This window comes from Winogradskyella pelagia (genome assembly GCF_017581965.1).
Taxonomy (GTDB): Bacteria; Bacteroidota; Bacteroidia; order Flavobacteriales; family Flavobacteriaceae; genus Winogradskyella; species Winogradskyella pelagia.
In genome coordinates this window covers 23860-39887 of sequence record NZ_JAGEVF010000002.1, presented here as the reverse complement: position 1 = coordinate 39887, position 16028 = coordinate 23860, and the positions used below count along the sequence as shown (strand labels likewise).

The 16028-nt window shown below is 35.6% G+C and carries 13 protein-coding genes and 1 tRNA gene; 2 read left to right on the top strand and 12 right to left on the bottom strand.

Annotated elements, in window-relative coordinates; translation table 11 throughout:
- Positions 1-24 precede the first annotated feature (24 nt).
- Genes J4050_RS02595 through J4050_RS02580 form a run of 4 tightly spaced genes read right to left on the bottom strand, consistent with a single transcriptional unit; the run spans position 25 to position 4312 of the window.
- Positions 25-501 carry a hypothetical protein gene (locus tag J4050_RS02595; RefSeq protein WP_208152395.1) on the bottom strand — a complete coding sequence of 159 codons (477 nt, stop codon included), beginning with the start codon at positions 499-501 and terminating at the stop codon, positions 25-27.
- 41 nt (positions 502-542) lie between these two features.
- On the bottom strand, positions 543-1676 hold the full coding sequence (locus J4050_RS02590) for a tetratricopeptide repeat protein (RefSeq protein WP_208152394.1): 1134 nt from the start codon (positions 1674-1676) through the stop codon (positions 543-545).
- Positions 1677-3950, bottom strand: a complete 2274-nt coding sequence (locus tag J4050_RS02585; protein WP_208152393.1) for a M56 family metallopeptidase — start codon at positions 3948-3950, stop codon at positions 1677-1679.
- A gap of 2 nt (positions 3951-3952) precedes the next feature.
- Positions 3953-4312, bottom strand: coding sequence for a BlaI/MecI/CopY family transcriptional regulator (locus tag J4050_RS02580; protein WP_208152392.1), 360 nt, complete (start codon positions 4310-4312; stop codon positions 3953-3955).
- 129 nt (positions 4313-4441) lie between these two features.
- On the opposite strand from J4050_RS02580, the gene J4050_RS02575 reads away from it, so the two are divergent.
- Entirely contained in the window at positions 4442-4939 is a 498-nt protein-coding gene (locus J4050_RS02575) for a DUF456 domain-containing protein (protein WP_208152391.1), read from the top strand.
- 248 nt (positions 4940-5187) lie between these two features.
- Here J4050_RS02575 and J4050_RS02570 read toward each other — a convergent pair whose 3' ends face one another.
- The 3 genes from J4050_RS02570 to J4050_RS02560 form a co-directional block, all read right to left on the bottom strand.
- A complete protein-coding gene (locus J4050_RS02570) occupies positions 5188-5856 on the bottom strand; it encodes a response regulator (RefSeq protein ID WP_208152390.1) in 669 nt (222 codons plus the stop codon).
- On the bottom strand, positions 5853-7889 hold the full coding sequence (locus J4050_RS02565) for an ATP-binding protein (RefSeq protein WP_208152389.1): 2037 nt from the start codon (positions 7887-7889) through the stop codon (positions 5853-5855). The genes J4050_RS02570 and J4050_RS02565 overlap by 4 nt, the downstream gene beginning before the upstream one ends.
- Before the next feature lie 123 nt (positions 7890-8012).
- Positions 8013-8183 carry a hypothetical protein gene (locus tag J4050_RS02560; RefSeq protein ID WP_208152388.1) on the bottom strand — a complete coding sequence of 57 codons (171 nt, stop codon included), beginning with the start codon at positions 8181-8183 and terminating at the stop codon, positions 8013-8015.
- 404 nt (positions 8184-8587) lie between these two features.
- On the opposite strand from J4050_RS02560, the gene J4050_RS02555 reads away from it, so the two are divergent.
- Entirely contained in the window at positions 8588-9373 is a 786-nt protein-coding gene (locus J4050_RS02555; protein WP_208152387.1) for an alpha/beta fold hydrolase, read from the top strand.
- 10 nt (positions 9374-9383) lie between these two features.
- Here the strand turns inward: J4050_RS02555 and J4050_RS02550 are convergent, their stop codons facing one another.
- The 5 genes from J4050_RS02550 to dnaE all read right to left on the bottom strand — a co-directional run bounded on the left by J4050_RS02550 (position 9384) and on the right by dnaE (position 16024).
- Positions 9384-9698: a hypothetical protein gene (locus J4050_RS02550; protein WP_208152386.1), complete on the bottom strand. Its 315-nt coding sequence runs from the start codon at positions 9696-9698 to the stop codon at positions 9384-9386.
- Positions 9699-10045: 347 nt separating this feature from the next.
- Positions 10046-10119: transfer RNA gene (locus J4050_RS02545), tRNA-Asp, on the bottom strand.
- Positions 10120-10192: 73 nt separating this feature from the next.
- The gene (locus J4050_RS02540; protein ID WP_208152385.1) at positions 10193-11122 is read right to left on the bottom strand and encodes a DUF58 domain-containing protein; all 930 of its coding nucleotides are present in this window, start codon (positions 11120-11122) and stop codon (positions 10193-10195) included.
- Positions 11123-11189: 67 nt separating this feature from the next.
- Positions 11190-11507 (bottom strand): thioredoxin, encoded by a 318-nt coding sequence (gene trxA, locus J4050_RS02535; RefSeq protein WP_208152384.1) that lies wholly within the window; start codon positions 11505-11507, stop codon positions 11190-11192.
- A 131-nt stretch (positions 11508-11638) separates the two neighbouring features.
- The gene (gene dnaE, locus J4050_RS02530; protein WP_208152383.1) at positions 11639-16024 is read right to left on the bottom strand and encodes a DNA polymerase III subunit alpha; all 4386 of its coding nucleotides are present in this window, start codon (positions 16022-16024) and stop codon (positions 11639-11641) included.
- Positions 16025-16028: the final 4 nt, after the last annotated feature.

Sequence of the window (16028 nt, the reverse complement as noted above, 5' to 3'; positions counted from 1 at the left end):
ACACTGAACCAAGAGCTACAGCCATTATTCGATTTTCACGATTACAGGCAGTTCAAATACTGTTGTAACTTGCTGATTACGTTTAATAGCAGGATATAGTTTAGGAATCCCCTTGAGACTTTCACGTAACAAACTGTCTAGTTCAGGGATTTGTAGTTTTGTTTGAGAATTCATATCTATACCTTGCACACGTAAAGACCCTGACTTATCAATTTCTAAACGCATAACAACCGTATCATTTACATCTTCTGAAACAATGATGTTTTGACTTTGCAAATAGGACGATACGCTGCTTAACATGGTTTGCTGAAAACACATTTGACTTTGAGCCTTATCCGTAATAGAATCACAGCCATCAAAAGTTGGGTAGGTGTCAACATCGTTCCAATTAAAGGTTTGCAACTCTTCATTTAATAAATCTTCCGAATCCACCTTCTTTTTTTCAAGATAGTGGCAAGAGGATAAAACAAAGAAAATAAGTAGAAGACTTAATGGCCTCATTGAATACATTCTGAAACCGAAAAGTACAATATTTTTAGATTTTAGTTTTTCTCTAGAAATTTTTCTTTTTTGAGTTCCTGAAGTCGTCTATTGGCAATAGCAGTAAATGGGTTGTCTTTATGCTTTTCCTTAAACTTTTCATAGAGACTGATTTTGGCATCTACATCAGCATAATATTCATCCTTGGTACGTATGAGATAAAACTCGGTCATTATATCCGTTGGATCTTCCTTCAAGGCGGTTTCAAAAGCTTTAATGGCTTCATCGTATTTCTTCTGTCGGTTTAAGACTATTCCTAACTTTTGGTATTCATTTGCCAAGGATACATCCTGAATATCCAAGGCATTTCTGTAATAGACCTCTGCTTTTTCATAATTCTTAAGGCGCTCGTAATAGCTACCTATAACAAAGATGGCACTAGCATTATAAGGATTATATTTTAAAGCTTCTTTTCTATGAAAGATAGCATCTTCATAATCTGAATTCTGCGCATAGCTTAAACTTAGCTTCTCATGAATGAACTCTGAAGACTCCCCAAGCTCAATCAATTTTTTAAACCAGACCACGGCATTTGTGTAATATTCTTGAAAGTAATAGGCTTGAGCTTTTAAACTGATAAGCTCTACATTTTTTGAGTAGAATTTCAATCCTTTACCAATTAATTGGTGTGCCTCTTCGAAATTACGCTTAATAATATGCTTTTTAGCAATTTTAAAGATGGCTTTTTGGTGACTCTTATCAAGATTATAAGTGTTGCGAAATGCCTCTATAGCCATAGTATCATTTTGCTTTTCTAAAACCAAACCCAGCTCATAATGAAAGTTTGGATTAAGACTGTCTGAGTCAATAAGATTTTTAATTATGGTATTGGCTTTGCTGTATTGCTTAGTTTGTTTTAGAAGCTTAGCATAATCGTATTGTAATAGTTGATTGTCTGGATTTATGTCTATAGCTTTTTGGTAAAAGCTTATACCCTCACTGTAATTGCCAATGGCGACGTAGGCTTTGGCTATTTTATCATAAACTTTCTCAACATTATCCAAAGATTTATAGTGTTCAATCGCCTTAGAATAATTACCAAGCGCAAAAAGTTTATCGGCTTTTTGCTTATTGGTTTGGGCGACACCCAAATTAACGAGAGTTAAAAAAAGGATGTAAAACAAGCTAAATTTCATCTAATTTTTTCTCTTTTTATCATTTACAAGTTGAAACTGAATTGGTAGGCTGTAGGCTACATCTATCGTTTTTCCGTCTTGTTCTCCAGGTATAAATTGTGGCAAAAGTGCGATTACGCATTTTGCTTCCTCTTCTACTTTTGGATGTGGACCACGAGCACCAATACTTTTTATATATCCTTGATTATCAATGACAAATTTTACAAAAACTCGTTTCTGACCCTCTGATAATCCAAGTTTACTTACCAAATCCATATTAAAATTTCTATTGACAAAACTGGCTACTGCATTTGAAGTGCATTTTTTTTGCTGGTCAATACCAACTAAATCCTTACAATCAGGATGTATTGGTGCTTTATCTACAACGCTAAACGGAATTTCACTAAGACTTTCAACGTTCTTTGTACTTAAGGAATCCCTGAACCGATTGTAATTTGGGGCCTTAGGTTGCTCCGTCCCTCCAGTTATTTGAAGTACAATGGGTAAGGAGTAGGGTACAATTACAGCCTCTCCCTTTTGCTTTCCAGGAATAAACTCTGGCAAGGTGTTTATAACACGTATTGCCTCTGTTTCTAAATCAGGGTGAACTGCCCTGGCCTGAGCGTCCTTTATTAAACCTTGCTTGTCTATTTTAAAGGCGACAAAAATACGCTGCCTGCCTTTTAAACCTAAGGAATCTGCCAAGTCTATATTAAAGTTTTTATTGACATGCTTTGCAATGAATTCGCTCATGCACCTTTTACGCTCTTCATTGGTGGTTAAATCTTTGCAATCTTTTGTTGTTGGGACTTCTTCAATAACCGCAAACGGAACTTCAATGGAAGTTTCTGCAGGTATGTTTATTTCGTGTAGTTCATCTTTCTGGGTTGGGTAAAGAATTAATAAACTTTTCCCATCCGTTATTATTACTTTTTCAACCGATTCATCGGTTTCCAATTGATTCAATAAAGCATCATATCGTTGTTGTTCCTCTTCAGTTTTATTCAACATATCTTCGATAAACAGTTTGCGCTCACCATCTCTTATGCTTGCTTCCCAAAGATCTTTAGCTTCTTTAGTCTTTTTCCAAGAGCGATATTCTACATAACTTTTTCCCTTTTGCTTCATTAACTCAGCTGCATCAAAATCCTCATTCTCCAAAGTCCCTTTTTCAGACTTACGCTTTATCATACCCTCCGCTACATAATGCCTGTAGGCTTTAGACTTTAGAAATTCTTCTTTAGAAAGGATATACTTTTCAGGTCTATACTTCCCAAAACCCGCATAAGAAGAAATCTCCATAAAACTAGCACCATTCTTTTCCATAGCCACGAATGCATCATAGTAACTTTTAATTAATTGTTCTTCAGTTAATTCTTGGGAGGCTTGTTCAGTTTGGTTCTTATCTTCCTGTGCTCTTACCTCAGTGGAGGTATAAATGAGCATTGCTATAACTACAGGAATTAATAAAGCATACTTAAATATGTGGTAATGCTTTGATTTTGATTTTTGTAGCATGGTGATTCGTTTTTTGATTAAAGAGCTTTTAAAAAAGGTATTGGTAAAAGACATCTGGTTGACATCGAATACTTGGTTGAGCAAGCTTTTGTAGTAGTTTACTGTTCCTTGATGTTTTACAGCATTGGCATCTGCAATATACTCGTGGAGTTCTGTAATTCTATTTTGGTATAAATATATCAGTGGATTAAACCACATGACAATTCGAAGAAGTTCAAAATACAGCAAATCTATACTGTGGTATTCTTTAACATGCACAAGCTCATGTATATAAACGGTAGGTTGCTGCTCCTTTGGGATACTATCTCCTAAAAAAATGGTATTAAAGAATGAGAAGGCAGCACTACTTTTTATGAGTCTAACGACAAGTACATTGCCCTTCCAACGTCTTGGATACTTCTCTTTCATCCAATACAACTTCAAGATTTTGAAAACAAAAATCATTAGAGTGATTAGCATGCCAAGACCAAGACCTATTTGCCATACTGGAATAGACGGCTGCTCTAAAACTACGCCTGCCTGTTCTGCTATTTGTATATTTTGCATTCTAAGGGGTTCTGCGCCAATAAAAACTTCAGGTAATTGAATAACGAGGTCTTGTGTAGTTATAGCCTTTAATTTTGGAAATTTTATAAACGGTAGTACAAAGGATAAAATCGATGTTATTAATAAATATGCTCTGTTATAATTAAAAAAAGTCTCTTTTCTTAAAAACACATCATAGACCAGTATAAACAAGGCTTGAAAGACCGTTATTTGTAAAATAATATAAAGCATAATTATTTATGTTTATTGATTTCTTTAAGCATCCCCTCTATATCCTTCATATCTACATCATTCTTTTTCACAAAGAATGACACCATACTTTTAAAAGAACCTTGAAAATAGTTGTCCACGAGTTTATTTATAGACTGATTACTATATGAGGCTTTATCTACTAAAGGATAATAGTCATGACCCTTACCCTGTTTTTCATGGTCAACAAATCCCTTTGTCTCTAAAATCCTAATAATTGTTGAGACCGTATTATAAGCCGGTTTTGGCTCTGGCAATATATCAATAACGGCTTTGACATTCGCTTTTTTTAATTGCCATAAGGCCTGCATAATCTCCTCTTCAGCTTTAGTTAATTGCTTCATTTTACAACTAATTTTTTAGTTAACCCATATTACAAATATAACTAAATATTTAGTTTGAACTAATCTCTTAGTTTAAATGTAACTTTTGTCTTAATTTATCGTCCTATTTTTAAAACAAATAAGTACTGAATGGATATATTTTTGGCTCTTTTAGGTTTCTCCCTTGTAATTCTAGGAATAGCAGGTAGTTTTTTACCTGTAATCCCTGGGCCACTGACAAGTTGGTTCGGTTTATTAGCACTGTATTTTACTGATGGTATAGAGATGAGTGCAACCTTTTTAATAGTTACCTTCTTAGTGGCATTATTAATATTTGTTCTCGACTATATCATTCCTGCCGTCGGAACAAAACGATTTGGAGGGAGCAGAGCTGGGATGATTGGCACAACTATTGGTTTACTCGTTGGGCTTTTCTCACCTATTCCTTTTGGTATTATCATTGGTCCTTTTATTGGCGCACTCATAGGTGAAATGACCCATAGAAACGATATCAATAAAGCAACTAAAGCAGCCTTTGGGTCTTTTATTGGTTTTCTGGCCTCAACCTTTCTAAAATTTATTGTAGCTGTTATTTTCTTGGGTTTCTTTTTAGTGAAATTAACCGAGCATACAGGCAACTGGTATTAACTAAAATTCTTAACATTAAAAAACCCAACGGTTAGCACCATTGGGTTTTCTTTTCTTGCTATTAACTCAACAATTTCTTAAGAGGGATTAATTAATTCTTGTTGACTGTGGTAAATCTATGTTATTTTAATTGGTTTAAGTTGTGGTAAAACCACAAACTTAATGCGGAAAAACCGTAGTTTTCTTTATTCACAGTGTTTACAGGACTTTGGCATCGACTAAAAAAGGTGCTTTTTTAATCTAGATTTCTATAAATACCCTTTTTCCCTGGCTTCATTTAAGAGCGTCTCATCTTTTCCATCGGCAACAGAAAACAATAGTTTAAGCTGCTTTTTACGTTTTTCTATAGCACTCATAGATAAAGGAATATACTCACTTAAACTTTTGGTTTTTATGCCTTGGGATAATAAATGAAGTATTTTTCTATTAATATCATCTATGTATATTTCACTTGTAATAGTCTGCTTCACGTAATTATGTACCGTACTACTATAATAAGGAGGAAATTTAAGAATTTGCTGAAATGCATCTGCCAATTCCATAGACGTTAAATCACTTTTTATAAGAAATCCATCAGGATTAATCTCCTTAATAATGTTATGAATCCTAAATGACTCATTAAACATGGTAAGTATAATTATTTTAGTATCTGGCAACACACGCTTTGCCAATAGTGCTAAATCTTCACCAGAAGTATATCTACCATCCTCGGAAGGAGGTAAGCTGATATCAAAAAAGCAGACATCATATGGTGTATCCTTTGCAGCTCTATTTATCATTAGCTGGGCCGTATCACAATTATTTGCAGTATCAATTAGAAGGGTCTGGTCGTCTTCTTTGGTGGCCATGAGTACATTCTGATAGCCCTCTATAATTATAGGGTGATCATCTACCATAAGAATGTTTATATGCTTCATGCGGATTGGTGTATATAGGGAATCTTTACATTAACCGTTGTACCATTACCAATTTGGGATTTAAATTCTATTTTACCTCCAATATCTTGAACACGAGAGGTCATGTTTTTTAAGCCAATACCCTTTCTGTTTTTAGAGGTGTCAAAGCCTTTTCCGTCGTCAATAATGTCTAAGCAAATTACATTATTTTCTAAAGAAATACTAATCTTTATGTACTTAGCATTAGCATGCTTGTAGATATTTTGCATGGACTCTTGTATAATACGGTACAAGTTAATTTTTGTTTTATTGGAGACTAAATCCCAACTAATATCATCTGTATAATTAAAGTCGTATTTAAGTCTATAAGCTTGCGTCTGATTTTCAATAAGTTCAGCAACAATATCCATAAAACCAGTACCTGAAACAAAATCAGTATTTAACTCATGTGATATTTTTCTAATATCTTCTTCGATACTTTTTAACTGACCAATATAGTTGGCACGATTTAGCATGGCCTCCTTGCCATCTTTAAAATTAATACTATCTAAACTTAATCGTGTACCAAATAGTCGCCCTAAAACGCCATCGTGCAATTCCTCTGATATACGCTTCTTTTCAACCGTTCTGGCCTCCTCAACCTTGTCTTGTTGTTGAAGCATTAGGTTATAAATATCCTCATTGGCCTTTTGCTGTACTTGAATAAGTTTTAATTTTCTATTCTTGGCACGCTGGGATATAACAACGTATATCAATATTGCTGTTAGCAGTAAACCTACTGACAAAATCACTAAATATAAATTCTCACGAGAAATTTGTTCATTTTCAGCTTCGAGCCGGTCTGTTTCTAATTCAATTCTCGCAAACTTATTTCTAACATTTCGCTCTACTTGAAGGAGACTGTCTGTAAGTTTAATATGCTCATTTAAATAAGCCTTACCCTCTGAACCATCATTAAGCTCTGAAAGTAGTAACATAGACTCTAAAAGAATTTCATTTGTTTCTGAGCTTTTAGAGAGGTGATAAGCTTCTTTAGCCAAAGTTCTTGCTCTTTCAACCTCACCTATTCCCTTATTGAATTTTGCCCAACTGATTACCGTCCCAGTTTTAGTGAAATCGTCTTCAATACTATCGCATATGGCATAGGACATTTTAAATAGCTCATTAATAGTGTTTTTGTTGTAATTATCCGTTAGGTAGGTTGAATAAGCTAAATTTTCGGCCACTAAAGCATAAAATGACGGATTATCTTTTAGAAGATTCTTAGTCTCAATTAAATTTGCAAATATAGACTTGGACTCTTCATAATTACCCTGCAATCGTTTTGCAAAAGCAATGTTGTTTAAAGAATATAATTTATAATCATAAGATTTACCTATTTCCTCAGCAAATATCAATGCTTTATTATGGTACTCAATGGCCTTATCATAATTGCGCAAGGCATGGGCTATGTTGCCTAAATTAGTATTAAGTATCCATTTTTGGTCAAGAATATCGAGCGTATTTTCACTTTTTTCGATTGCCTTTAGTGCTCTAACAGAATTTTCCTCTGCCCCAAAGTAATCTTTTCCTTCATTCTGTATTAATGACAAATTGCCAAGACTATATGAGAGTTGTTCGTTGTTGTTTAGTGCACCAAAAATCTGAGCCGCTTTAGAATAATTATAGTAAGCACTGTCAACCTGCTGACTAATTTGATGTGCATATCCCAAGGCAAAATGTGCTTTACCAAGGCGTGATGAATCTTTTATCTTTGCAGATAAGTCAACTATTCTATGATTTGTAGTGATGTAAGATTCAAAATCTTCAGCGTCAAAATAAACATTCATCAGTTTACTTTGTGCCTTCAGCTCAAAAGAGTCGTTTTTAATCTGTTTTGCGTACTTTATAGACCGAAGTCCATAATTCAACCTTTCTTCAATACTTTTTGATACATCATCTGTAAGTTGAATAAGGGTCTCGATTGAATCAACTGCGTTAGATTTGTTCTGTGAAGTTAACGGATAGCTTACCCCAAAATAAACTAAGATTAGTAAGACAAATTTTAAATTCAATGGATTAGTCTTGTGGTTACCATCAAATTTAAAATTTAAATTCAAATAAAAGGGAAATCTTTAACTAACAAGTTAAGCCCTTGCTTAAAAACAAGGGCTAATTATATTATAAAGTTTAAAGTATTATCCTCGAGTTGGCACCTTAAGATTAGCTTTTTTGTGGGCTAATAAATCAATATTTGTTGATTTTTGCTCAAATGTAGGCTCGTCAGTAATAATTTCATTAGACTGCACACCAGACACGGTTAGCACAACAATAGCAAGTAAAGCGAATGTAATTTTAATAGTTCTCATATAGTTACAATTTAGGGTTATCAATAGTTAATACTAATTTCTTGCAAAACCTTGTTTTGCGTTGAGGGAAGGGAATGGATTATTAACTATTAGGCCGAGCCTAACATTGTACTAAAAAACGAGGGGAGTTTCTTAGACTAAACAAGTCTATTGTAAAACGGATTAAAAAAATTCCTTAATAAGCGATTTGAGGTCTTATGAAGGACTTCAAATATAGCTGTATTTAAAACAAAAACAAGTAAAACATCGTTTAAATGTTCTTTTTTATAGATAAAAAGCAATATTTAAAACTGATAATATACAATTCACATATTAACAAAGGTCTCAAATCTCAATTTTACCGAACGATTTTCACGTGATTAAGGGTACAAGCCACAAAAAACTTATCTTTGACTTCATAAACTATGATTAACTATTACATCTATAAAAATGACAAGCATTCCGAATGGGTCACGTTCGTTCATGGCGCAGGTGGAAGTTCTAGTATTTGGTATAAACAAGTACGTTCCTTCAGAGACCATTTCAATGTATTGGTTTTAGATTTAAGAGGACATGGTCGAAGCAAACCCAAACTAAGTGATGCGCTTAACAGCAATTATACCTTTAATGCCATAACCAAAGACATCATTGAGGTTTTGAATTATTTAAAAATTGAAAAATCTCATTTTGTAGGTATTTCACTGGGTACTATACTCATCCGTAATGTGGCTGAAATTCATCCCAACCGCGTACAAAGCATGATTATGGGAGGCGCCATTCTTAAACTCAACTTTAGATCTCAAGTTCTTATGCGTTTTGGAGTGGTTTTTAAATCTGTTATCCCGTACATGTATCTCTATAAACTCTTTGCCTTTATTATAATGCCAAGAAAAAACCACAAAGAATCACGGGTTTTGTTTATTAATGAGGCTAAAAAGCTCTATCAAAAAGAATTTATGAGATGGTTTAAGTTGGCCTCGGAGATTAATCCATTGCTTCGGTTTTTTAGACTTAACGATATTGCTATACCAACCATATATATTATGGGTGACCAAGACCATTTGTTTCTTCCTAATGTTAAAAAAGTGGTCCAACAACACCAGATGGCCTCCTTGCGCGTAATCCCAGAATGTGGCCATGTTGTTAATGTAGAACAATCTCAAGTATTTAATCAGGCGAGTATATCTTTTCTTAAGACGCTGCAGTCCTAGAAAAGACTAACTAAAACGAATAGGTAACCTTAAGTCCTGAGAATTTAAACTCATTATTATACCCCACGGCACCTTGTGATAAATATATCTTTGCCTTTTTTTTGTGACTCCCAGCACCGATAAATAAAGGAATACTTACTAAGGAAACAGCTCCTCCAAGATATAAAAGCCAAATTCCTCGATTGTTATTAGTGGTATCATTATCGAGATATCCGCCACTCATATTCCAGCCATAACCACCAATTACCATGGCAGCTCCTGCTCCAAGAACAATCCAACCGGCAGTATTATTAACTTTCTTTTTTTTAATATGAAAATCATACATTTCTTGAGGCGTTTTTTTTTTGAACAGGTTCTAAGGTTTGAGTAGCACCAAAGTTAAAGGATAAAAGGAGAATTAATACAACAATTGTCTTCATAGCTAATTGATTTAAAGCAAGCTAAAAACAATAGAAAAGGAGAATTCCCATTAAAGGTAATACAAAATAACTAAATAGTATTGTTCATTGGAAGATAGAATCTTCCGACTTTCAATACAACTTGCCTTAAAACAAAAAAGCATCCCGATTTTCTAAAAAGAAAAAAGGAAAGCTTCTCATTGGATAGCCTAATCTTTCAAGGCTTTCACTACGTCACATCTCTCGATGTGCACAACACAACTTCTTAAAGAAGCGGTCTGGACGGGACTCGAACCCGCGACCCCCTGCGTGACAGGCAGATATTCTAACCAACTGAACTACCAGACCATTGCATAATTGCGAGGGCAAATATACATTCCATTTTTTATATGGCAAATAAAAATGTTTAAAAAAAAGATGGCTAAACAAATTTCTGCCGTTCTACCATATATGTGGTGAGAATAGTATTGAACCCAGCTTTAATGTCGGCCTCCACATATTTTATTTTGTATTGCCCACACTTTAGCTTGAGATTCTTAAAATAAACCGCTGCAGCTGCTTTATAATTATCCTTAATAGTATCTGGATACAGATTGATATATTCTCCCGTTTCTACATCAATAAAGCGCTTAGGGGTATTATCAAAATCAAAGCTCATTTCCTTAGCTTTATCTGTAACATGAAATAATACCACCTCGTGCTTGTTGTGCTTTAAATGACGTAAAGCTTCAAAGATTTTTTCGTCATCTTCTGTGGTTTGAAACATGTCCGTAAATACAAATATCAATGACCGTCTGTGTATTTTTTCGGCTATTTGATGCAAATAGGTATAAGTCTCAGTGGTCAAGGTTTCTGGTTTGGACGTCACAGCCTCACTTAATTTAGACAAGAGCATTTGATGATGTCGTTCACTCCCCTTCTCTGGTGCGTAAAAGTCGTATGCATCACTATAAATACTAAGTCCAACTGCATCCCTTTGTTTCTTCAATATTTGCATCAATGCTGCGGATGCTAGCGCAGAAAAAGCAATTTTATTAAGATTTGAGATTGATGTGCCAGCATCTTCAGGATAATGCATCGAAGTGCTATTATCTAAGATGATATGACAGCGCAAATTGGTTTCTTCATCATATCGCTTAGTGTATAACCTGTCGGTTTTAGCAAATAGTTTCCAATCGATATGTTTTGTGCTTTCCCCTTGATTATAAATCTTATGTTCAGCAAACTCTGAGGAGAATCCATGGAATGGACTTTTATGCATCCCAGCAATAAAGCCTTCAACAACTTGTTTGGCTAATAGGTCTAAATTTCTAAAGCCTCCTGTTTTATTAAGTTCTAACTGTAAATCCATAAGTACCGAAACTAAAAAAGGTTTGCCACTAGAGCAAACCTTTTATCATTTCTTTTAGAGCTATATCTTACAATAAAGCGTCTAATGCTTCTGCATAGGCGTTTTTTGGTGCTACACCGACTTGGCGACCTACGACCTCTCCGTTTTGAAAAACTAATACCGTAGGAATGTTACGCACACCATACTTGGCAGCAAATTCTTGGTTAGCATCTACATCTACCTTACCAACTACGGCTTTTCCATCGTACTCATTGCTTAATTCATCAATGATAGGGCCAACCATACGACATGGACCACACCATGCTGCCCAAAAATCTACCATTACAGGTTTTTCGCTTTTTAATACAGTCTCTTCAAATGTTGCATCTGTTATTTCTAATGCCATAATATTTTAGTTTTAGAGTATTTTATTTCTATTAATTATGCAATATTAGTCAAAAAAAGTGCCAAACCTTACATTGGCCATATTCGATTTGACTATGCCTGCATTGTTTTGAATTATTAACCCAAAACTTGTCAATTAAGCTTATAGCGCACATCAAAGCTCTCCAATTCTGCCAAGAGCTCTTGAGAAATCTTAACTTTTTGTTTTCGGCTTGGCATGGTTAACTTCAGCTTTTCATTATTATCATAAATAACAAAATTTAAGGCATTTTTTCCTTCGTGCATTTTAAACAAGCCTTGCAAATTATCAATAGTTTCTTTTTTTAAGTTATCTATACTTAACTGAACAGAAAGCTTTTTAGCATAGTTATCCATCACATCGTGTAGCAACTGAAAATTATTAAACTGTACCCGTGGGTCTCCTTTTTTTCCTGTTTCACGATTGGTCCAACCTTCCCTTACAAATGCTCTAACATAAACAAACGAATTGTGAACCAAAAAATGTCTGAATTTTAGATAGTCTTCTCCGAAAATGCGAAACTCAAAACTATCGGTATAATCTTCAACTGTAAACGCGGCCCAACCTTTACCTTGCTTACTAATACGGTGCTGCACATCTGTAACAACACCACCAAAGGTCAATTCTCTATTGACATAGTTTTCCAAATCATTAAAAAGGCTCAAATTAGCATTGCAAAAGGTTTGCATCTCTATTCTAAAATCGTCTAGCGGGTGACCAGAAATATAAATGCCAACCACTTCTTTTTCTCGCGCCAACTTCTCCATGGTGCCCCACTCTTCACAAGGCGGTACTTGTGGTTCCGCAATTTGAACATCGCTAGAATCCCCAAACAAGCTCACTTGCGCAGAATTTTCATTTTCTTGGTGTTTTGCACCATACCTAATAGCTTTCTCTAAAAAAGTAATACCATCTCCATCCGTAGCAAAGTATTGTGCGCGATGGGTTTCCTTAAAACAATCGAAACCTCCTGCATTGGCGAGGCCTTCAAATGACTTTTTATTCGCAGCTCTAAGGTCTATACGTTTAGCTAGGTCGAATATAGATTTATAATTACCGTCTTTTTTTCGATGCTCAACAATGGTTTTAACCGCACCATGGCCAACGCCTTTAATTGCTCCCATACCAAAACGAACCGCATTATCCTTATTTACAGAAAACTTGTAATAACTCTCATTAACATCTGGACCTAAAACAGGTAAGCGCATACGTTTACACTCTTCCATAAAGAAGGTGACCGATTTAATATCGTTCATATTGTTAGAAAGCACAGCAGCCATATATTCAGCTGGGTAATGAGCCTTTAGATATGCTGTTTGATAGGCAATCCAAGCATAACAAGTAGAGTGGGACTTATTAAAGGCGTAACTTGCAAAAGCTTCCCAATCTTTCCAGATTTTTTCGAGCTTTTCTTTATCCATGCCTTTTGCCGCTGCTTGCTCTATAAACTTGGGTTTCATTTTATCTAGAACTGCCTTTTGCTTTTTACCCATGGCCTTTCTTAAAACATCCGCTTCACCTTTGGTGAAGTCTGCCAACTTTTGGGATAGCAACATTACTTGCTCTTGGTATACCGTAATACCATATGTTTCTTTAAGGTATTCTTCCATTTCAGGCAAGTCATAAACTATCTCCTCCTTTCCGTGCTTGCGATTAATAAAACTTGGGATGTATTCCATTGGTCCCGGACGATATAAGGCATTCATTGCAATTAGATCATCAAAAACCGTTGGTTTTAAATGTTTCATATGCTTTTGCATTCCTGGAGATTCATACTGAAAAATACCAACAGTCTCACCGCGCTGAAAAAGTTCGTAAGTTTTTTCATCATCTAACGGAAAATTCTCGGGATCTAATTCAACACCGTGTTTTGCCTTTACAATCTTAACGGTGTCCTTAATTAAGGTTAAGGTTTTTAGACCTAAAAAATCCATCTTTAGTAAACCTGCACTTTCCACAACAGAATTGTCGAATTGCGTAACATACAAATCAGAGTCCTTAGCAGTTGCGATGGGCACATATTCAGTGATATCACCTGGAGTTATTATTACACCACAAGCATGGATACCTGTATTTCTAACCGAACCTTCCAAGACGCGCGCCTGATTGACCGTTTCAGCCTGTAAATCTTCACCGTCTGAAATGTTGAGCAATTGATTGACCTTGTCTAAATCTTCTGCTCTAAATTTTTTAGCCAACCCTTTTTCATCTAAACCGAAAATCTTACCGAGTTTAGACATATTAGGGATGAGCTTTGCAATATGGTCTGCTTCATTTAATGGCAAGTCTAAAACCCTGGCGGTATCTCTAATAGAGGATTTAGCCGCCATTGTGCCATAGGTAATAATTTGTGCCACTTGGTTGGCTCCATATTTATCGATGACGTATTGCATAACTCGCCCTCGACCTTCATCATCAAAATCAATATCAATATCTGGCATACTTACACGATCCGGATTGAGAAAACGCTCAAAAAGTAAATCGTACTTAATGGGATCGATATTGGTAATCCAAAGACAATAGGCCACAACAGAACCCGCTGCTGAGCCACGCCCAGGACCAACAGATACATCCATTTTACGCGCCTCACGGATAAAATCTTCTACAATTAAAAAGTACCCTGGGTAACCCGTTTTTTCGATAACGCTTAACTCAAAATCGAGCCGCTCTTTTATATCCTCTGTAATTTCCCCGTACCGTTTTTTAGCACCTTCGTAAGTCAAATAATTGAGATAAGCATTTTCTCCACGCTTACCACCATCTATTTCATCTTCTGAATGTTTAAATTCCTCAGGAATATCGAACTTAGGCAGCAATACATCTCTTGCTAGTTCAAAGGGCTCAATCTTGTCTACAACGTCTTGAATATTTACAATAGCTTCAGGGATATCCCTAAAGAGGGCCTTCATCTCTTCTGAAGATTTAAAATAATATTCCTGATTAGGTAGCCCATAGCGATAACCACGGCCTCTTCCTATAGGCGTAGCTTGCTTTTCCCCATCTTTTACACAGAGTAAAATGTCGTGCGCATTTGCATTTTCTTGTTCAACATAATAGGTGTTATTTGTTGCAATAAGTTTAACATTATGCTTTTTCGCAAATTCAATTAAAACTGGATTAACACGGTTTTCATCTTCTTGATTATGGCGCATCAGCTCTATATAGAGGTCATCTTGAAAGGTCTCTTTCCACCAAATTAAAGCGTCTTCAGCCTGCTTTTCGCCAACATTTAATACTTTACTTGGCACTTCTCCATAAAGGTTGCCTGTTAGACAGATAAGGTCTTTTTTATATTGCTCTATTAAGGTTTTATCAATTCTAGGAACATAATAGAATCCGTCCGTGAATGCAACCGAGGATAATTTAGCCAAATTGTGATAGCCATTTTTATTCTTTGCTAAAAGCACAATCTGGTAGCCATTGTCTTTTCTGGTTTTATCCGTATGGTTTTCACAGACAAAAAATTCACATCCCAAAATGGGCTTGATAAACTGTCCTTTTTTAGGTTCATTTTTTTCCTCAGCTTCTGCATGCTCAGCCTTTACTCTTTTGTTGTAACCAGAAACAGCTTGTACAAAGTGAAAAGCTCCCATCATATTTCCATGATCCGTAAGTCCAACCGCAGGCATATTGTCTTTTGCAGCTGCGTCTACCAAATCTTTTATGCTAATTGTAGATTGCAGAATGGAAAATTGAGAATGGTTGTGAAGGTGAACAAAATTAGCGTCAGCTAACAACTGAACAGCCTCATTATTGGTTTCCCTTGTTATTTTTGAAGCTTGCTCCTTCTGAAGGCGTCGATTGATCTTTGCACTTTCACGCTTGAGATTAATATGCTTAAGACCAATAGATTCAATTGTTTTTGGATTGGCTTCTGAAAATCTCTCGAAGTAGTCTGGTTGCACATCGAGCTGTTCTTTGGTGTATTCTCGTCGTCTTACGAGCTCTAAAAAACAACGTGTTGTGGCTTCAACATCGGCCGTCGCATTGTGTGCTTCTGCAAAAGGCTGGCTGAATAAAAACTCATGAAGTTCTGTTAATGTTGGTAATTTAAATTTTCCACCTCGCCCACCTGGAAGTTGACATAATACTGCTGTATGCTCTGTACAGGTATCTAAAACAGGTAACTCCTGAAGCGGATTTGCAACATCGCCTCTAACAAACTCAGCTCCCATAATGTTTAAGTCAAAACCTACATTCTGACCGACTACAAATTTAGAATTGGACAAAACCTCGTTAAACCTGTTTAAAACTTCAATTAGCGACACACCTTGTTCTTGCGCTAACTCGGTTGAAATGCCATGAATTTTTTCTGCATCGTATGGTATATTGAAACCTTCTGGTCTAATTAAATAATCTTGTTGGTCGATGCAATTTCCCATAGCATCATGCAGCTGCCACGCGATTTGCACAGCTCTTGGCCAGTTATCGGTATCCGTTATTGGCGCATCCCACCGTTTAGGCAAACCCGTGGTTTCGGTATCAAATATTAAGTACATAAAT